Source organism: Micromonospora sp. DT63, assembly GCF_049841615.1.
Classification (GTDB): Bacteria; Actinomycetota; Actinomycetes; order Mycobacteriales; family Micromonosporaceae; genus Micromonospora.
Map to the genome: position 1 here is coordinate 838,999 of NZ_JBNCKQ010000002.1, position 17,897 is coordinate 856,895.

A 17,897-nucleotide genomic window follows, 5' to 3' on the forward strand; every position below is an offset into this window, starting at 1 on the left:
TGACCGGGCTGCCACTGGACCGACCACCATCCGGGATCGTCCGGGCTGCGGGGCAGCTGAAGCGTCCCAGCGGCCCGGACGATTGAGGCGCGACTCAGCCGGCGGAGTTGATCGGCACGTTCTTCGCGTCGGCGGTGACCGCCAGCCCTTCGGGCAACGGCCGGACCTCCCGGACCGCGAGCTGGAACGGCAGCTCGGGCAGCGGCACGTCGATGGAGATCCCCTGGGCGTACCGGTTCAGGGCCAGCCGGGCCAGCGGCAGGTTCGGCAGGCCCGCGGCGTCCAGGTTGTTGAAGCGCAGGGCCACCTTGCCGTTCTCGGCGACGGTGACGTCGGCGGTGCCGGCGACGGTGAACTTCTGACCGAGGATGTCGACCGGGGCGGTGACGGCGAGCTTGCCGCCCTGCTCGCCGAGCTTGAGCCCGGGTCGGTTCAGCAGCGCGGCGAGGCTCTCGTAGCTGATCGTGCCGGTGCCGTTGACCGTGTCGGCGACGATGTCGCCCTGCCCGGTCCGCAGCGTGTCGATCGAAGCACGCACGTTGCGGGCGTCCACATCCAGCACCGGCAGCCGTACGGCGTCACCCTCGACCGACGCCTGCACGTCCCGCAGAGTGATGGAGATCCGCTCGTACCGCCCGTCCAGCACCTGGGTGAGGAACGGCGTCCCGCCGACCTCGACGTCGGGCTTGGCCGACTGCGCCCCCTGCTTGCTGACCTCCTGGCTGACCCGCTCGGCGATGAGCCGCTCGGCCACGCCGACCGCCACACGGTCGGCGACCACCAGCAGACCCCCCACCACCAGGAGCAGGACGACCAGGCCGATGAGCAGCTTGCGACCGCGCCGTCGGGGCCGGGCTTCGCCAGCCGGATACTCCTGGGCCACGCCGCCTCCTGTCTCCGCCCGCCGCTGATCGGCGGGACGTCCGAACCGGTGCCGCAGCGCGGCGCACCCGTAGGTACCCGACCGGCACCGGCCTCAACCGTGGGCTCAGAGGAACAGCATGCACATGGCGTACGCGGCGGGTGCGGCCAGGGCGAATCCGCCGAGCGGACCCTGCATGTGCCGGGCGACCCACATGGTGGGCGGTTCGCCGGCCATCAGGCGGCCCGCCTCCGCGTACCCCACGGCGAGATCGGAGAGGACTGCGGTGACGGCCGCGACGAGGCCGATCACCGCGGCCCGGGTCGGCGTGAAGGGGGTCACCAGATAGCTGCCGAGGAGCGCGCTGCCCAGCGTGCCCACCATCGCGCCGGCGACGACGCCGGCCGCGCCCCGGGGCACCTGCGGGGCCAGCCGGGGCCACGGCAGCACCGCGTCGGTGAGCCGGGCGACGGTCAGCGCGACCCCGCTCGCGGTCAGGCAGACCGTGATCGCCTGGGTGCCGGCCGGGATGCGGCTGAGCACGATCAGGGTGCCGAAGGCCACGACCCCGACCACGATGAGCAGGGTGGCGCCGAGGGAGTCGGTGACCCGGACCCGGTCGACGCGGCGGACCAGCTGGCCGAGCACGGCGGCGAGGAAGCCGCCGACGGCCAGGTAGCCCAGCGGCGCCAGACCGGCGACGTCACTCTGGACGGCGGCGATGTCGGCGGCCGCGGCGACCGCGGCGCTGATCCCGCCGACCAGCAGCAGCGCGGGTGGGCGCATGGCCATCGTCCAGGCGAGCACGAACAGCAGTTGGACGCCGAAGACGATGAACGCGAACGGCAGGCGGTGACCCGGCCCGGACGTCTGCGCGCCGAGCACCAGACCCACCCCGAGCAGCGCGGCGAAGCCGGCGATGGTCAGGGCCAGCGGCCGGTGCACCTCGACCGGAGCGACCGGCTCCTCCTCCGGCTCGTCGACCTCGTCCTCGGAACGACGGGCCGGCTCCCCGGCGCGGCGGGCCCGGCGCGGCCCACCCCGCCCACGGCGTTCGCCTTCGGCGACGGCCGGTCCGGTGCGCGGCGCGGGCGGATGGCCACGGGTCGGAGCGGCCGGACCCGGGCGGGGACCGTCGGACCACGATTCGCGGCCGGCGTCGGACGAGGTGGAGGGAAACACGCCCCGATCGTGCCAGATGGGCTGCCCGCCGCGCCGGTCACGGGTTTCCGCAACGTTAAAACCTGCGCCACGATCAGGGGCAAGCTAGACAAACGGGAAATGACCTCAAGGCGCAGCCGAGGCGATCGGTTACGCTCAACGCGTTACCCGCCCGTCAGCGACGCCGGGACCACGCTATTTCTCAGCGCACTCTGCCACGAGTGTGTCTGGTCGCGTGCGGCGTTGCGCCGCCGGGACGGAGGTGATCGTGGAGATCCTGCTGCTGGTGACCGCGCGCGCAGGGGAACCGTCGGCTGTGCTGCCGGCGCTCGACCTGCTGCCACACTCGGTTCGCACCGCGCCGCGCGACGTCCGCACCCTGGTTGCCGGGCCCAGCCCCGACGCGGTGCTGGTGGACGCCCGGTCGGAGCTGAGCGAGGCCCGAGCGACCTGTCGGATGCTGCACGCGACCGGGCTCGGGGTGCCACTGGTCGCGGTGGTGACCGAGGCCGGCCTGATCGCGCTGAACGCGGACTGGGGCGTCGACGACGTCATCCTCGCGTCGGCCGGTCCCGCCGAGGTCGAGGCTCGACTGCGGCTCGCGGTCGGCCGCCTGAGCAACGCGACCGCCGGTGCCGGCGGCTCGATCCGGGCCGGTGAGTTGACCATCGACCCCGACACGTACGCCGCCAAGCTGAAGGGTCGCCCGCTCGACCTCACCTACAAGGAGTTCGAGCTGCTGAAGTTCCTCGCCCAGCACCCGGGCCGCGTGTTCACCCGCGACCAGCTGTTGCGCGAGGTCTGGGGCTACGACTACTTCGGCGGCACCCGGACGGTGGACGTGCACGTCCGGCGGCTGCGCGCCAAGCTCGGCTCGGAGTACGAGTCGATGATCGGCACGGTCCGCCAGGTGGGTTACAAGTTCGTCGTCCCGCCGTCGCGTTCCCTGCCCGAGGCGGAGCACGCGCCGCTGCCCGTCTAACCAGCCAGGGCGATTTCCCATATGCCCCTTTTGCGCGGCTCGCCGGTCATATTCTGACTGCCGGGTTGTCGGAAAAGGGGGGCGACGGTGCGGGCAGGTAGCACGGGGGCGAGGGGCCGGCGCGTCCGGCCAGCCGGGCGGAAGCCGTGACGCGGGTCAGCTCGACCGCGCGCGCGGCAGTGATCGTGACGGTGGTGGTGGTCGCGCTGCTCGGCTCGGCGTACGTGCTGGGCCGCAGTCTCGTCCCCGACCAGACCCAGCGACACGCCACAGGTGTCACCACCGAGGGCGACGGCACGCACTACGCCGACCAGCCTCCCGAGAAGCCCTCGACCGGCACCCCGACGGGCAGCCCGACCGCGAGCCAGAGCGCTGGCCCGACCGAGGCCGGCCAGGACGGCTCGGGGCAGAACGCCAGCGGCGACAAGCTGTTCGGCGCCCACACCGACACCGGCAACGCCCGACTCGCGCTGACCTTCGACGACGGGCCGGACCCGCGCTACACCCCGCAGGTCCTCGCGATCCTGCGCGAGTACGACGTCAAGGCCACCTTCTGCGTGGTGGGCGAGAACGCGCAGGATCATCCCGACCTCGTCCAGGCGATCGTCGCCGACGGCCACACCCTGTGCAATCACTCCTGGCACCACGACGTCACCCTGGGCAACAAGTCCGCCGACCAGATCCGCGCCGACCTGGTCCGCACCAACGAGGCGATCCGAGCGGCAGTCCCGGACGCCCCGATCGTCTGGTACCGCCAACCCGGCGGCGCCTGGACGTACCCGGTGGTGTCGGTGTCCCAGCAGCTCGGCATGACCCCGCTGCACTGGTCGGTGGACCCGTCGGACTGGCAGGCCCCGGGTGCCAGCAAGATCGCCGCGACCGTGCTCTCGCAGGTGGAACCGGGTGCCGTGGTCCTCATGCACGATGCCGGCGGCGACCGGCAGGGCACCGTCGACGCGCTGCGCCGGATACTGCCCGCACTCAGCTCGCGTTACGAGTTGGAGGCACTGCCCACCGACCCGACGTGAGCCACTTCCCCCTACTCGGGCGAGAGTCCGGGACGCACCGGACGCAGCGGCTACGGTGATCCAATGAGCAGTGCGGAGCCGACCAGCGACCAGGTGACCCGGACCGACCGACTGGCCCCGACGGAGATCGCCGACGTGCTGGCCCTGGCGCGCACGGCGGGCGACACCGACGGCGCGGACCCGCTCGACGAACACGTCCTGCTCCGCCTGCGCGATCCGCAGGCGCCGGCCGTACACCTGCTGGCCCGCGCCGATGACGGCACCCTCACCGGGTACGCCCACCTCGACACCACCGACCCGGTGGGCGGGATCGGGGTGGAGCTGGTGGTGCACCCCGCGTACCGGCGGCGGGGCACGGGCCGGGCGCTGGCCCGGGGCGTGCTCGCCTCGGCCACCGGGCCACTGCGGGCGTGGGCGCACGGCGACCACCCGTCGGCGGCGGCGCTCGCCGTGGACCTCGGGTTCAGCCGGGCGCGCGTGCTCTGGCAGCTACGCCGGCCGTTGGCCGCCCCGCTGGGCGAGCCGCGTCTGCCCGACGGGGTGACGCTGCGTGCGTTCCGCCCCGGTGCCGACGACGCGGCCTGGCTGGCCCTGAACGCGCGGGCCTTCGCCGAGCATCCCGAGCAGGGGCGGTGGACCTCGGACGACCTGCGGGTCCGCCTCGCCGAGCCGTGGTTCGACCCGGCCGGTTTCCTGCTCGCCGAGGAGACCTCGACCGGTCGGCTGCTGGGCTTCCACTGGACGAAGGTGCACGAGCGGCCCGGGTCGGCCCGCATCGGCGAGGTGTACGTGCTCGGCGTGGAGCCGACCGCGCACGGTGGCGGGCTCGGTCGGGCGCTGACCACCGCAGGGCTCGCGTACCTGCGGGACAAGCGGGGCCTGGACCGGGTGATGCTCTTCGTGGACGACTCGAACACCGGAGCGGTAGCGCTCTACGAGCGGTTGGGCTTCGCCCGCTGGTCCGCGCACATCAACTACCACCTGGGCTGACCGTCGGCCGTCGGGCCGAGCGAGTCACCGGCGGGTAACGGCCGAGCGTCGGCGGGATAACGCTGAACCGGATATATACCCATACTTCCGACAGGTGTATCCCGGTTCACTTAACGGACAACTCACCCTCAGCAAGCGGTCACCTCGGGGGCCGTACGTGTTCACCTTGCGTTCACTTGCGACCGGCGAACCGGCTACCTGGCACTTCTAACTTTCGTGTCAGCCGGTCAAAGCCGGTCCTCGGGCCCCGGGATCGGGGCGCCAAGTCAGACGCGAAGGGAAACCCCTCAGGTGAAGCTCCAGCGGTACGGCGCTATTGCCGGCCTCGCTCTTGCCGCGACGCTCGGCCTCAGCGCATGCGGCTCGGACAACAACGAGCCCGCCTCCGGCGCAACTGCCGCGGGCTCGGCCGCCGCGGTCGACTGCGCTACCGGCACGCTGAACGCCCAGGGCTCGTCGGCGCAGAAGAACGCCATGGCCGAGTGGATCAAGGCGTACCAGCAGAAGTGCGCTGGCACCACGATCAACTACGAGGCTTCCGGCTCGGGCGCCGGCATCCAGGCGTTCATCGCCGGGACCGCCGACTTCGCCGGCTCCGACTCCGCGCTCAAGCCGGAGGAGCAGCCGCAGGCCGACGCCAAGTGCGCCGGCGGCAAGGCCATCCACCTGCCGATGGTGATCGGCCCGGTGGCCGTCGCCTACAACGTCAGCGGCGTGGACAACCTCCAGCTCAAGCCGGCCACCCTGGCGAAGATCTTCGCCGGCAAGGTCACCAAGTGGGACGACGCGGCGATCAAGGCCGACAACCCGGACGCCAAGCTCCCGGCGACCACCATCCAGACCGTCCACCGCTCGGACGAGTCGGGCACCACCGACAACTTCACCAAGTTCCTCTCGAAGACCTCCGAGGCGGACTGGACGCTGGGCAACGCCAAGGCCTGGAAGGCCCCGGGCGGCACCGGCGCCAAGGGTTCGGACGGCGTGGCCAGCTCGGTCAAGGGTGCCGACGGCTCCATCGGCTACATGGAGTGGTCGTTCGCCGAGAACGCCGGCCTGAACATGGCCAAGATCGGCAACGGTAACGGCGAGTTCGCCGCGCTGACCGCCGAGGCCGCTGGCAAGACCATCGCCGGCGCCAAGATCGATGGCCAGGGCGACGACCTCAAGCTGTCGATCGACTACAACACCAAGGAGGCCGGGGCCTACCCGATCGTCCTGGCGACGTACGAGATCGTCTGCAGCAAGGGCCTCGCGGCCGACAAGCTGGCACTGGTCAAGGGTCTGCTGGGCTACGCCGCCAGCGCCGAGGGCCAGAACTCGCTGACCGACCTCGGCTACGCCCCGCTGCCGGAGACGGTCCGCACCAAGGTCGAGACCGCGGTCAAGAACCTCTCCTGACCCGACCCCACCACCTCCGCAACCGAATCGAGCGAGCAGATGGGTGAAACCCCTCACCGCTCGGCCGACGCCGGCACCGGCGGGACGCGCGTGACCCAGAGTCACGAGTGGCCCGCCGGTGCCTCGGCGCGTGTGGCCGAGGCACCAGTCAGCACCCGTTCCCCGGGCGGCGACGGACTGGGCGGCGGCGGCGCACTGCCGCGCAGCCGCAAGTTCGGCGCCGAGCGGGCCTTCCGCGGTCTCACACTGGCCGCCGGCACCGCCGTTCTGGTCATCATCGCCGCCATCGCGATCTTCCTGGTCGCCAAGGCGGTGCCGGCCCTGCGCGCCAACACCGAGAACTTCTGGTCCTACGAGGGCTGGTCCCCCAACGAGACGCAGCCGAAGTTCGGCATCGGCACGCTCGCCTTCGGCACCGTGCTCAGCGCGGCGCTGGCGCTGCTCATGGCGGTGCCGGTGGCGCTGGGCATCGCGCTCTACCTCTCGCACTACGCACCCCGTCGGCTGGGCACCGCTCTCGGCTTCCTGGTCGACCTCCTCGCCGCCGTGCCGAGCGTGGTCTTCGGCCTCTGGGGGCGGGACATCTTCATCAACCCGGTCCGGGACTTCTCCGTCTGGCTGAACGAGTACTTCGGCTGGCTCCCGATCTTCGGCGGCGACGGCCCGTTCGGTAAGTCGATCATGCTGGGTGCCCTGGTACTCGCGATCATGGTGTTGCCGATCATCACCTCGCTCTCGCGCGAGGTGTTCCTCCAGACGCCGACCGCCAACGAGGAGGCCGCCCTCGCCCTGGGCGCCACCCGCTGGGAGATGCTCCGCACCGCGGTGCTCCCCTACGGCCGCCCCGGCATCATCGCCGCGGTGATGCTCGGCCTCGGCCGGGCGCTCGGCGAGACCATCGCCCTGGCGCTGACCCTCGGCATCACCTTCGGCATCTCGTTCAACCTGATCCAGAACGGCGGCAACACCATCGCCGCCAACATCGCCAACGCGTTCGGCGAGGCGAACGAGACCGGCCGGGGCGCGCTCATCGCCTCCGGTCTGGTGCTGTTCACCATCACGCTGATCGTCAACATCACGGCGCGGGCGATCATCTACCGCCGCCGGGAGTTCACGGAGTCGGCCGCATGACCACAACCGTCACCTCCCACCGCACCCGCCCGCCGGCCCAGCCGTCCTCGCTGCGGGCCCGGCGGCTGCCCGGGTACGCCGCACCGGCCATCGCCGTGGCGGCCCTGGCGCTCTCCGCCGTGATCGTCTACGGCACCGACATCGGCGGCCCGGTCCTCGTGGTCGTCCTCGGCGCGATCCTCTACCTGGCCGGGCTCTTCGCCGCCGCCAACGCGGTCGAGGGGCGCCGGTCGGCCCGCAACCGCACCTGGAGCGCACTGATCCACTCCGCCTTCGTGCTGGCGGTGCTGCCGCTCGTCTCGGTGGTCTGGACGCTGGTCAGCAAGGGCGCCGAGCGGTTCGACGCCAACTTCTTCCAGACCTCGATGAACAACATCGGCGCCCGGGACCCGAACGGCGGCGCGTACCACGCGATCGTCGGCACGCTGGAGCAGGTCGGGATCGCCACCCTGATCACCGTCCCGCTCGGCGTCCTCTGCGCGATCTACATCGTCGAGTACGGGCGGGGCAAGTTCGCCTTCGCGATCCGATTCTTCGTGGACGTGATGACCGGCATCCCGTCGATCGTCTCCGGCCTCTTCGTGCTGGCGTTCTGGGTGCTGGTCGTGTCGCCGTGGTTCAACGACGGCCGGCCGAGCTTCTCCGGCTTCGCCGCCGCGCTCGCGCTGAGCGTGCTCATGCTGCCCACCATCGTCCGGTCCACCGAGGAGATGCTCCGCCTCGTCCCGGCGCCACTGCGCGAGGGCGCGTACGCGCTCGGCATCCCCAAGTGGAAGACCATCCTGCGGGTGGTGGTGCCGACGGCGCTGCCCGGCATCGTCACCGGCGTCATGCTCGCCATCGCCCGCGCGGCCGGCGAGACCGCGCCGGTGCTCCTGGTCGCCGGCGGCGGCGCCGCCATCAACACCAACCCCTTCGAGAACAACCAGTCGTCGCTGTCCCTCTTCGTCTACCAGCAGGCCGGTGACGCGTCGAAGTACGCGCCGGCACGGGCGTGGACGGCGGCACTCACCCTGGTCGCCCTCGTGCTCATCCTGACGATCGCGGCGAAACTGCTGGCCCGTCGCAACAGGCTCAGCCGATGAACCCCGGAGGTACCACCATGGCCAAGCGCGTCTCCGCCTCGAACGTCACCGCCTACTACGGCGGGTTCAAGGCGATCGAGAACATCAACCTGACTGTCGAGCCGAAGACCGTCACCGCTCTCATCGGGCCGTCCGGCTGCGGCAAGTCGACCTTCCTGCGGTCGATCAACCGGATGCACGAGGTGCTGCCGGGCGCCCGGGTCGAGGGCAGCCTGACCATCGACGACCAGGACATCTACCACCGGGACGTGGACGTCACCGCGGTCCGGCGCACCATCGGCATGGTCTTCCAGCGGCCGAACCCGTTCCCCACCATGAGCATCTTCGAGAACGTGGTGGCCGGGCTGAAGCTCAACGGCGTGCGGCGCAAGTCGATCCTGGACGAGGCGGCCGAGAAGGCGCTGCGCTCGGCGAACCTGTGGGACGAGGTCAAGGACCGGCTGGGCAAGCCCGGCGCGGGCCTCTCCGGCGGTCAGCAGCAGCGGCTCTGCATCGCCCGGACCATCGCTGTCGAACCGCAGGTCGTGCTGATGGACGAGCCCTGCTCGGCCCTGGACCCGATCTCCACGCTGGCCATCGAGGACCTGATGTTCCAGCTCAAGGACAAGTTCACGATCATCATCGTGACGCACAACATGCAGCAGGCCGCCCGTGTGTCGGACCGGACCGCCTTCTTCTCCATCGAGAAGACCGGCGACCCGGGCCGTCTCATCGAGTACGACAACACCCAGAAGATCTTCAGCAACCCGAGCGTCAAGAAGACCGAGGACTACATCACCGGCCGCTTCGGCTGAACCCCCCTCTTCCCGTGCGCGACGCAGGCGGTCCGTCTCCGGACGGGCCGCTTCGTCGTTCCCACGGCCGATGACCGCCGATCCGTGAGCTGCCTACGATCATCAAGTGCGTTCACCCGGCAGGCTCCTGCGCGGATGCCGGCCCGACGTGAGGGTCGCCGTCGGCCTGTTCGTCGTGCTCGCGGCGCTGATCCTGGTCACGCCGAACGGTCCACACCACGTGCTCGGCTACGCCGCCGCCCTCGCGTTGGCGGCGGTGCAGGCCAGCACCATCGCGGTGCTGCGCCGCCACCCGGAGGCCGCGATGGCGGTGGCCGTCCTCGCCGGGATCGGCATCGAGGCGCTCAGTCCGGCCATCGGCTGGCTCGGCCAGGTCGCCGCGGTGCTGGCCGGGTACGCGCGCCGGAGGCCACCGTCGCGGTCGCTGTGGGTGCTCGGCCTGCTGCTGGCCGGCACGCCCTGGAAGCTGGCGTACGGCGACTGGCGCAACGTGCTGCTCGCGATCGCCGGCCCGGCGCTCGGCTGGACCCTCGGTGAGCTGGGCCGGACCCGCGCGCTGCGCCGGCAGGACTCCGAGCGGCGCATCGTCACCCAGGAACGCGAACGGATCGCCCGCGAACTGCACGACGTGCTGGTCCACACGGTGTCGGTGATCGTCGTGCAGGCCGGCGCGGCACAGGACGTCTTCGAGCGTCGGCCCGACCTGGCCCGCACGGCGCTCGCCTCGATCGACCTGGCGGCCCGTTCCACCCTGGCCGAACTGCGGGTGCTGTTGCAGACGATGAGCGCCGACGCCGAGCCCGACTCGGCCACCCCGCAGCCCGGCCTGGCGCAACTGGACACGCTGGCCGCGTCGCTGGGTGCCACCGGCCTCACCGTCGAGCTGGACCGGGAGCCAGCCAGGTCACCGTTGCCGGCGGCGGTGGACCTCTCGTCGTACCGGATCGTCCAGGAGTCGCTGACCAACACGCTGCGGCACAGCCAGGCCACGACGGCCCGGGTGCTGGTGCGGTGCTCGCCCCGGTCGGTGCGGCTGGAGATCCGCGACGACGGCCCGGCCCGTCCGAGCGGCCGGGTCGACCGTTCCGCGCACCGGGGGATCGTGGGGATGCAGGAACGGGCCCGGTTGTTGGGCGGGACGCTGGACGCCGGACCGGTGCCCGGGGGCGGCTTTCGGGTACGGGCGGACCTGCCGCTCACCTCGCCATGACGGCGGCGGCCATCCGGGTGTTGATCGCCGACGATCAGGCCCTGGTGCGCGCCGGGTTCGCGATGATCATCGAGAGCCGCGAGGACCTCGAGGTGGTCGGCGAGGCGGGCGACGGCCTGGAGGCTGTCGAACTGGCCGGGCGTCTGCGACCGGACGTGATCCTGATGGACGTACGGATGCCCCGGCTGGACGGCATCGAGGCGACCCGCCGGCTGGTCGCCGCCGGCCAGGCGGCGAGGATCATCATGCTGACCACGTTCGACCTGGACGAGCCGGTGTTCTCGGCGCTGCGGGCCGGCGCCAGCGGCTTCCTGCTCAAGGACATCCGGCCCGACGAGCTGGCCACTGCGGTACGGGTGGTGGCGCGCGGTGAGGCGCTGCTCGCGCCGACAGTCACCCGGCGGCTGCTCGACAGGTTCGCCAGCGAACTGCCCGGCGGCACTCCCCCACCGGCGCTCGACGCGCTCAGCGCCCGGGAGATCGAGGTGCTCACGCTTGTCGCGCGGGCGCTCTCCAACGACGAGATCGCGGAGCGCCTGGTCCTCAGCCGGGCCACCGTGAAGACCCACCTGTCGGCGATCCTGCTCAAGCTCGGTCTGCGTGACCGGGTGCAGGCGGCCGTGCTCGCCTACGAGTGCGGCCTGGTGCGGCCGGGCACCGCTCCGCCCCGGGGATGACCGCGAGTCCCATCCCGGGACTGATCCGGCAGGCCGGCCAGCCTGCCTAATCTCCCTCCAAAGAGGAGGGAAGCATGATCCGGACTGTGCTGGCACTGCTGACCGTCGTACCCCTGATCGTCACGCCGGTATCCGCCACCGACCCGCCTGCCGACAGGTGCGCGGGGTTGGCGCGTGCACGGATCCCGCAGGTGTCGGTGACGTCGGCGGAGCGCGACACCAATGCCGAGGGCCAGGAATTCTGCCTGGTGCAGGGGGTGATCCGGCCGCAGACACGGTTCACCGTCAAGCTCCCCGTCTCCGGCTGGACGGGGCAGTACGTGCAGCAGGGCTGTAGCGGGTTGTGCGGCACGGTGCCCGACCTGACCCTGCCGCTCTTCGGGTTCCAGTGCGCTGCCGCGCGGGACGGCAGGCTGGTGCTGGCCTCCGACGACACCGGGCATACCGGCGACCCGCAGACCACCGAGCCGGCGACCTGGGGCGCCGACCCGCGGGCGCGACTGGAGTTCGGGCTGCTGTCCGAGCACCGGCTGCGGCGGGTGGCGGACGCGGTGATGGTCGCGTACTACGGGCACGGGCCGACGTACCGGTACTTCGACGGCTGCTCGACCGGCGGCCGGCAGGGCCTGATGCTGGCGCAGCGGTTCCCGTCCGACTTCGACGGCATCCTGGCCGGCGCACCGGTACACAACCTGGCGCCGCTGGCGCTGCTCAACGCCTGGGTGGTGCTGCGCAACACCGACGCGTCGGGCCGGCAGATCCTCGGCCCGGAAAAGATCCCCGCGCTGCACGAGGCGGTTGTTCGACAGTGCGGCTCGGTCATCGAGGACCCCCGGCGGTGCGGGTTCCAGCCGTCGTCGCTGCGCTGCCCGCGCGGCACGGACCGGCCCGACTGCCTCACGCCCGCCCAGGTGGCTGCAGTTGTGGCGTTCTACCGCGGCCCGAACGGCCTCTACCCGGGCGGCATGCCGTACGGATCTGAGCTGGGCTGGATCGACGAGTTCGTGGTGCGCTCCGGCGCCCCGGTGGACGGCAACACCGCGAGGATCGCGCTCAACTACCTGAGGTACCTCGCGTACCCGCAGAACCCACCGGCCGACTTCCAGCTGACCGATGTGCGGTTCACCCGGGCCACGTTCGAGCGGCTGAACGTGCTGGGGGACGCCATCTACAACGCCACCGACGCGGATCTGTCCGCGTTCCGCGACCAGGGCGGCAAGCTGATCCTCTACCACGGCTGGGCGGACCCGTCCGTCCCCCCGTTCTCGACCGTCGACTACTACGCGGCGGTGCAGCGCCGCGGCGGCAGCGAGGCGTTCACGCGGCTGTACCTGGTGCCGGCCGGCTACCACTGCCTGTTCGGGCCGGAGCCGACCGAGCACCCGTCGGAGGTCGGCATCCCGGAGTTCCTGCAGCCGCTGATGGACTGGGTCGAGCGCGACGTCGCTCCGGGTGACATCGACGTTCTCACCTACGCGCCCAACGAGGAGCCGGACCAGCAGTTCGTCCGCTTCCTCACGGTGGCGCCGTTCGACGCGCTGGCACCGGCGCACGCCGCTCCGGGCAGCCTCAACGCCGACTACCGCTACGTCGGGCACTACTGACCGACCGGCGGTCCGCCGTACCCCAGGGATACGGCGGGCCGCCGGCCGAGTCAGCCGAGCACGAAGCGGGGCTCGCCGTCGGCCGGGAGGTCCAGGCGCGGAGTGATCGGCGTGGCGGCGTCCCGGTCGGCCGCCGCCCGCGCCACCCCGGCCAGGTCGCCGGCCGCCGCCACCTGGGCCAGCGTGACCACCGTCGGCGGCAGCATGGTCAGCTCGCCCGCCTCGGCGCGGGCCAGCGCGTCCGCCGGACGGATCCAGAGGGTGTGGTCGGCCTCGCCGGAGACGTCGCGGGTCCGCTGCCCCGCCGGCAACAGAGCGACGAAGAAGTACGTGTCGAAGCGGCGCGGCTCGAACTCCGGGGTGATCCAGCGGCTCCACGGCAGCAGCAGATCCGACCGCAGCGTGAGCTGACGGTCGGCGAGCAGCGCCGCGAAGCCCAGCCGACGCCCCTCCAGGTCCTGCCGGGCCGCCTCCCAGTCGTCACTGCTGACGTCACCCACCACCGTCGGATGCGCCTCGGCGGGGAGCCCACCGGCGGCGGCCGGGGCCGGGCCGGCGAGCAGCACGCCGGCCTCCTCGAAGACCTCCCGGGCGGCGGCGCAGACGATCGCCTGGGCGGCGTCCGGGGCCACCCCGAGCCGGTCCGCCCACTCGGTCGGCGTCGGGCCGGCCCAGTCCACGTGCGCCTCCGAGTCGGAGCGGTCCACCCCGCCGCCGGGGAAGGCGTACATCCCGCCGAAGGTCATCGCGGCGACGCGGCGGATGACGTACACCTCGAAGTCGGTGTCGGTCGGACGCAGCAGCAGCACGGTGGCGGCGACGCGCGGCGTCGCCGGGGTGCCGCCCTCGGCCCGGAACCGGCGGGCGTGCTCGACCAGGGCGGCGGGCGCGATGAAGCCGTCACTGTCGATCGTCATGCCGCGAGCCTAGTTCGCCGCCACACCACGCTGCCGGGCCGCCGCTGACCCATGCTCAGCTCAACCCCTTTGCTCTGCTTCAGCGGAGGCGACAGAAACGGCCCGTCGGTGTTGCCTGGGCTGAAGCAGAGCAAAGGGAACCCGGGGGGTGGCCGGGGCAGCGAGGGGCGGCGTTCGCCCCGCCGGCACAGGGGTTAGCGTTCCGGCATGACTCGTTGGGGCATCCTGGCCACCGGCCACATCGCCAGCCGTTTCGCCGAAGACCTCCGGCTGGTGCCGGACGCCGAACTGGTCGCGGTCGGCTCCCGCTCCGCCGACAGCGCGCAGCGGTTCGCCGACACGTACGGCGCGAAGCGCGCATACGGCTCCTGGGTGGAGCTGGCCGCCGATCCGGAGGTCGACGTGATCTACGTGGCGACCCCGCACGCCGCGCACCACGAGGCGGCGCTGACCTGCCTGACCGCCGGCCGGGCGGTGCTGCTGGAGAAGCCGTTCACCCTCGAACTGGCCACCAGCACCGAGCTGGTGGAAACCGCGCGCGCCGCGGGGGTCTTCCTGATGGAGGCCATGTGGATGAGGACGAACCCGCTCATCCTCCGCGCGGTCCAGCTGATCGCCGAGGGCGCGATCGGCACGGTGCGCAACGTCCGGGCCGACTTCGGGGTGGCCGGGCCGTTCCCGCCGGAGCACCGGATGCGCAACCCGGCGCTGGGTGGGGGCGCCCTGCTCGACCTGGGGATCTACCCGATCAGCCTCGCGCACCTGCTGCTGGGCGTGCCGCAGCACATCCGCTCCTGGGCGCACCTGGGCCCGGAGGGGACCGACGAGAACACCGGCATCCTGTTCGGCTACGACAGCGGGGCGGTGGCGACGCTGAGCTGCGGCATGGTCGGGGCGAGCTCGTTGGCTGCCTCGATCACCGGCAGCGCGGGCCGCATCGACCTGCCGGAGCCGTTCTTCCGGCCGGCTTCGCTGACCCTGCACCGGGACGGCTTCGAGCCCGAGACGATCTCCGGTGCGGAGGTCGGCAACGGCTACCAGTACGAGGCGATCGAGGTCCAGCGGTGCCTGGCCGCCGGGCTGACCGAGAGTCCGCTGGTGCCGCACACCACGACGCTCGAGGTGATGACCCTGCTGGACACGGTGCGCGAGCAGATCGGCGTGCGGTACGTCTGAACGGCGAAGGGCCCCTTGCCACGGTGAGACCGTGACGAGGGGCCCTTTCCGAAGGTCAGCCGAAGAGCGGCCGGATCACCAGGTAGGTGAGGCAGGCGATAAGCGCCGCCGCCGGGAACGTGATGATCCAGGCGATCACGATGTTGCCGGCGACGTTCCAGCGGACCGCGGAGAGGCGCTTGGTGGCGCCCACACCCATGATCGCCGAGGTGATCGTGTGGGTCGTGGAGATCGGCGCCTTCAGCACCAGGGCGTTGAAGTAGAGCACCGCGCTGGCCACCGTCTCGGCGGCGAAGCCCTCCGGAGGCCCGAGGTCGATGATCTTGCGGCCGAGGGTGCGGATGATCCGCCAACCACCGGCGTACGTGCCGAGCGCCAGCATGGTGGCCGACGTCCAGAACACCCAGCCCGGGATGTGCGTCTTGCTCTCCTGGAAACCGCCGGTGTAGAGCGCCAGCACCACGATGCCCATCGTCTTGGCGGCGTCCTGCATGCCGTGGCCGACCGACATGGCCGCCGCCGAAACGGTCTGCGCGTGGCGGAAGCCCCGGTTGAGCTTGCCCGGCTGCCCGTTACGGAACAGCCAGAGGATCGCAAGCATCAGCAGATAACCGAGGGTGAGGCCGACGATCGGCGAGAGCACCATCGGCAGGATGACCTTCTCGCCGATGTTGCCCCACTGCACGATGCCGCCGGCGGACAACAGGGTCGCGCCGACCAGGCCGCCGAAGAGCGCGTGCGAGGACGACGACGGCAGGCCGAAGTACCAGGTGATCAGGTTCCAGGCGATGGCGCCGAGCACCCCGGCGAAGACCACCCCGAGGCTGCTCACCCCGGTGGGCAGCGTGACCAGGCCGTCGCCGACGGTCTTGGCGACCCCGGCACCGAAGTGCGCGCCGATGAAGTTGCCGACCGCGGCGAGGCCGAGGGCGATCCGGGGTGTCAGCGCCCGGGTGGAGACGCTTGTCGCGATCGCGTTGGCAGCGTCGTGGAAGCCGTTGGTGTAGTCGAACGCCAGGGCAACCGCGATCACCGCCAGCACGGCGATGAGTTCAGGGGACACCGGCTCAGGACTCCTTGACGGCGATGGTCTCGACCGTGTTCGCCACGTGCTCGAAGGCGTCGCAGGCAGCCTCCAGCTCGTCGGCGACCTCCTTCATCTTGAGCACCGTCAGGGCGTCGTACTCACCGGAGAAGAGCCGGACGAGCAGCTGCCGGTTGATCCGGTCGCCCTCGTTCTCCAGCCGGTTGCACTCGATCCAGTAGTCCTCGAGATCCTTCATCGACTGCAGTCGGGGCATCGCGTCGGCCGTCAGCTTGGCCTGCTGGTCGAGCACGTTGACCATCTCGTGCAGCTCCCGCGGCAGCGCCGGCAGCTCGGTCAGCCCGTACAGGTACAGCAGGTCGCCGACCGCCTCCAGGTGGTCCATCACGTCGTCGAGCAGCGAGCCGAGCCGGTAGATGTCCTCCCGGTCGAACGGCGTGATGAAGGTCGAGTTGATCTTCTTGTAGAGATCGTGCGTGATCTGGTCGCTGTCGTGCTCGACCTCGGTCAGCCGCTCGCTGACCGACTGCACGTCGACACCGGGCAGAGCCAGCTCGTTCAACAACGCGGTGCCCCGGACCAGGTTCTGCGCGGCCCTGGTGAAGAGCTCGTAGAAGGCGCCCTCGGTGGGGCGGAAGGAAAACTTCACAGCACAGACCTCGTCGCGTCGGTGGAAGGGTGGCGGCGTCCGAAGGCGTCCGCTCGGTGAATGCTAGAAAACGCCAGAACCGCAACTTCGCCGGCCCACCCCTGGCCAGGCCACATTCACCGCTCGTTCACCTGCTGTTCATCTCGGGCGTCCCAACCGTCTCCGCACCCCCAGCGGCCAACCGCTCGCGCTCGCGCGCCACGTCGAAATCGGCAGGCGGATACCCCAGATCGAGCGTGTCGAACGTCTCCCGCAGCAGGTGGGCGACCGCCCAGTCCCGATACCACTTGCGGTCCGCCGGCACCACGAACCACGGCGCGGCGTCCGTGCCGCACCGGCTCAGCGCCTCGGCGTACGCGGCCTGGTAGTCGTCCCACTGCGCGCGGGAGTCGACGTCCGACGGGTTGTACTTCCAGTGCTTGCGCGGATCGGTGAGCCGTTCCAGCAGCCGCTCGCCCTGCTCGGCGTACGAGATGTGCAGCATCACCTTCACGACTGTCACCCCGTCGTCGACGAGCTCCCGCTCGAAGGCGTTGATCTGGTCGTAGCGGGCCCGCCAGATCGGCTCCGGCACCAACGACCCGACCCGGGCGATCAACACGTCCTCGTAGTGTGAGCGGTTGAACATCCCCACGTACCCGGGCGGCGGCAGCGCGCGGCGGATCCGCCACAGGAAGTCGTGCCGCAGCTCCTGCGGCGTCGGCGGACCGAACGAGCGGATGTGCAGACCCAGGGGGTTCATCGCGCCGGCGACCCGCTTGATCGTGCCGTCCTTGCCACCGCAGTCCATCGCCTGGAGCACCAGCAGCACCCGGTGCGCCGGCCGGGCCGACTCCGCCTTGGCCATCGCGAACAGCATCTCCTGCTGCCGGCCCAACTCCTCGCCGACCAGCTCCACCTGGGCACGGGCCCAGGTCTTGCGGTGCTCGCCGATGACGTCCGGCGGCGGCAGGCCGGGCGTGGACCGGGGATCGATGGCGGCGAGATCCACCGGCGCGGTCACCCGCAACAGGTCCCGCACCGACCCGCCGTCCGGCGCCACGACAGCTCCGCTCTGCCCTTGCCGGGGTTCGCTCATCCTCGGATCATCGCCCACCCGCCGGCCATCCGCGCGTCGAGGCCCGCCGACGGCAGCCGCCGACGCCCCCTATCGCGTCGAGGCCGCTCGATGCGCCACAGGCCCGCCGT

Annotated in this window: 17 protein-coding genes; 11 read left to right on the forward strand and 6 right to left on the reverse strand. The window is 71.4% G+C overall.

What is annotated here, in order from left to right:
- Positions 1–94: 94 nt before the first annotated feature.
- Together ACLQ27_RS10730 and ACLQ27_RS10735 are read right to left on the reverse strand one after the other, a co-directional pair.
- Positions 95–883 (reverse strand): LmeA family phospholipid-binding protein, encoded by a 789-nt coding sequence (locus tag ACLQ27_RS10730; protein ID WP_357575020.1) that lies wholly within the window; start codon positions 881–883, stop codon positions 95–97.
- Positions 884–988: 105 nt separating this feature from the next.
- Positions 989–2,044, reverse strand: a complete 1,056-nt coding sequence (locus ACLQ27_RS10735) for a hypothetical protein (protein ID WP_357494793.1) — start codon at positions 2,042–2,044, stop codon at positions 989–991.
- 241 nt (positions 2,045–2,285) lie between these two features.
- On the opposite strand from ACLQ27_RS10735, the gene ACLQ27_RS10740 reads away from it, so the two are divergent.
- The 10 genes from ACLQ27_RS10740 (at position 2,286) to ACLQ27_RS10785 (ending at position 12,922) form a co-directional block, all read left to right on the forward strand.
- The gene (locus ACLQ27_RS10740; RefSeq protein WP_179781168.1) at positions 2,286–3,005 is read left to right on the forward strand and encodes a winged helix-turn-helix transcriptional regulator; all 720 of its coding nucleotides are present in this window, start codon (positions 2,286–2,288) and stop codon (positions 3,003–3,005) included.
- A gap of 146 nt (positions 3,006–3,151) precedes the next feature.
- Positions 3,152–4,033, forward strand: coding sequence for a polysaccharide deacetylase family protein (locus ACLQ27_RS10745; RefSeq protein WP_234588344.1), 882 nt, complete (start codon positions 3,152–3,154; stop codon positions 4,031–4,033).
- A gap of 63 nt (positions 4,034–4,096) precedes the next feature.
- Positions 4,097–5,023: a mycothiol synthase gene (gene mshD, locus ACLQ27_RS10750; protein WP_357494796.1), complete on the forward strand. Its 927-nt coding sequence runs from the start codon at positions 4,097–4,099 to the stop codon at positions 5,021–5,023.
- A gap of 291 nt (positions 5,024–5,314) precedes the next feature.
- On the forward strand, positions 5,315–6,421 hold the full coding sequence (gene pstS / locus ACLQ27_RS10755) for a phosphate ABC transporter substrate-binding protein PstS (RefSeq protein WP_234588342.1): 1,107 nt from the start codon (positions 5,315–5,317) through the stop codon (positions 6,419–6,421).
- A gap of 39 nt (positions 6,422–6,460) precedes the next feature.
- Positions 6,461–7,552, forward strand: a complete 1,092-nt coding sequence (gene pstC, locus ACLQ27_RS10760; protein ID WP_425866556.1) for a phosphate ABC transporter permease subunit PstC — start codon at positions 6,461–6,463, stop codon at positions 7,550–7,552.
- The gene (gene pstA, locus ACLQ27_RS10765; RefSeq protein ID WP_357494798.1) at positions 7,549–8,637 is read left to right on the forward strand and encodes a phosphate ABC transporter permease PstA; all 1,089 of its coding nucleotides are present in this window, start codon (positions 7,549–7,551) and stop codon (positions 8,635–8,637) included. Before pstC ends, pstA begins: the two co-directional genes overlap by 4 nt.
- A gap of 17 nt (positions 8,638–8,654) precedes the next feature.
- Entirely contained in the window at positions 8,655–9,431 is a 777-nt protein-coding gene (pstB, locus tag ACLQ27_RS10770; RefSeq protein ID WP_234588357.1) for a phosphate ABC transporter ATP-binding protein PstB, read from the forward strand.
- Positions 9,432–9,579: 148 nt separating this feature from the next.
- Positions 9,580–10,641, forward strand: a complete 1,062-nt coding sequence (locus tag ACLQ27_RS10775; protein WP_425866558.1) for a sensor histidine kinase — start codon at positions 9,580–9,582, stop codon at positions 10,639–10,641.
- Positions 10,638–11,318, forward strand: coding sequence for a response regulator transcription factor (locus ACLQ27_RS10780; protein ID WP_357494802.1), 681 nt, complete (start codon positions 10,638–10,640; stop codon positions 11,316–11,318). Before ACLQ27_RS10775 ends, ACLQ27_RS10780 begins: the two co-directional genes overlap by 4 nt.
- Before the next feature lie 74 nt (positions 11,319–11,392).
- On the forward strand, positions 11,393–12,922 hold the full coding sequence (locus ACLQ27_RS10785) for a tannase/feruloyl esterase family alpha/beta hydrolase (protein WP_425866560.1): 1,530 nt from the start codon (positions 11,393–11,395) through the stop codon (positions 12,920–12,922).
- A gap of 50 nt (positions 12,923–12,972) precedes the next feature.
- Here ACLQ27_RS10785 and ACLQ27_RS10790 read toward each other — a convergent pair whose 3' ends face one another.
- Positions 12,973–13,839: an NUDIX hydrolase gene (locus ACLQ27_RS10790; protein ID WP_357575015.1), complete on the reverse strand. Its 867-nt coding sequence runs from the start codon at positions 13,837–13,839 to the stop codon at positions 12,973–12,975.
- Positions 13,840–14,046: 207 nt separating this feature from the next.
- On the opposite strand from ACLQ27_RS10790, the gene ACLQ27_RS10795 reads away from it, so the two are divergent.
- Positions 14,047–15,015, forward strand: a complete 969-nt coding sequence (locus ACLQ27_RS10795) for a Gfo/Idh/MocA family protein (protein WP_357575014.1) — start codon at positions 14,047–14,049, stop codon at positions 15,013–15,015.
- 55 nt (positions 15,016–15,070) lie between these two features.
- On the opposite strand, the gene ACLQ27_RS10800 is transcribed toward ACLQ27_RS10795, so the two are convergent.
- The 3 genes from ACLQ27_RS10800 to ACLQ27_RS10810 form a co-directional block, all read right to left on the reverse strand.
- Positions 15,071–16,078 (reverse strand): inorganic phosphate transporter, encoded by a 1,008-nt coding sequence (locus ACLQ27_RS10800; protein ID WP_357494810.1) that lies wholly within the window; start codon positions 16,076–16,078, stop codon positions 15,071–15,073.
- Positions 16,079–16,082: 4 nt separating this feature from the next.
- Positions 16,083–16,709 (reverse strand): DUF47 domain-containing protein, encoded by a 627-nt coding sequence (locus ACLQ27_RS10805; RefSeq protein ID WP_110563272.1) that lies wholly within the window; start codon positions 16,707–16,709, stop codon positions 16,083–16,085.
- Between the two features lie 127 nt (positions 16,710–16,836).
- A complete protein-coding gene (locus ACLQ27_RS10810) occupies positions 16,837–17,787 on the reverse strand; it encodes a PPK2 family polyphosphate kinase (RefSeq protein WP_425866563.1) in 951 nt (316 codons plus the stop codon).
- Positions 17,788–17,897: the final 110 nt, after the last annotated feature.

Bases quoted from the DNA above. Each gene is read 5' to 3' on its own strand.
- mshD (WP_357494796.1), top strand. From the start codon at position 4,097: ATGAGCAGTGCGGAGCCGACCAGCGACCAGGTGACCCGGACCGACCGA.
- pstC (WP_425866556.1), top strand. From the start codon at position 6,461: ATGGGTGAAACCCCTCACCGCTCGGCCGACGCCGGCACCGGCGGGACG.
- pstA (WP_357494798.1), top strand. From the start codon at position 7,549: ATGACCACAACCGTCACCTCCCACCGCACCCGCCCGCCGGCCCAGCCG.
- pstB (WP_234588357.1), top strand. From the start codon at position 8,655: ATGGCCAAGCGCGTCTCCGCCTCGAACGTCACCGCCTACTACGGCGGG.
- ACLQ27_RS10780 (WP_357494802.1), top strand. From the start codon at position 10,638: ATGACGGCGGCGGCCATCCGGGTGTTGATCGCCGACGATCAGGCCCTG.
- ACLQ27_RS10785 (WP_425866560.1), top strand. From the start codon at position 11,393: ATGATCCGGACTGTGCTGGCACTGCTGACCGTCGTACCCCTGATCGTC.
- ACLQ27_RS10790 (WP_357575015.1), bottom strand. From the start codon at position 13,839: ATGACGATCGACAGTGACGGCTTCATCGCGCCCGCCGCCCTGGTCGAG.
- ACLQ27_RS10795 (WP_357575014.1), top strand. From the start codon at position 14,047: ATGACTCGTTGGGGCATCCTGGCCACCGGCCACATCGCCAGCCGTTTC.
- ACLQ27_RS10810 (WP_425866563.1), bottom strand. From the start codon at position 17,787: ATGAGCGAACCCCGGCAAGGGCAGAGCGGAGCTGTCGTGGCGCCGGAC.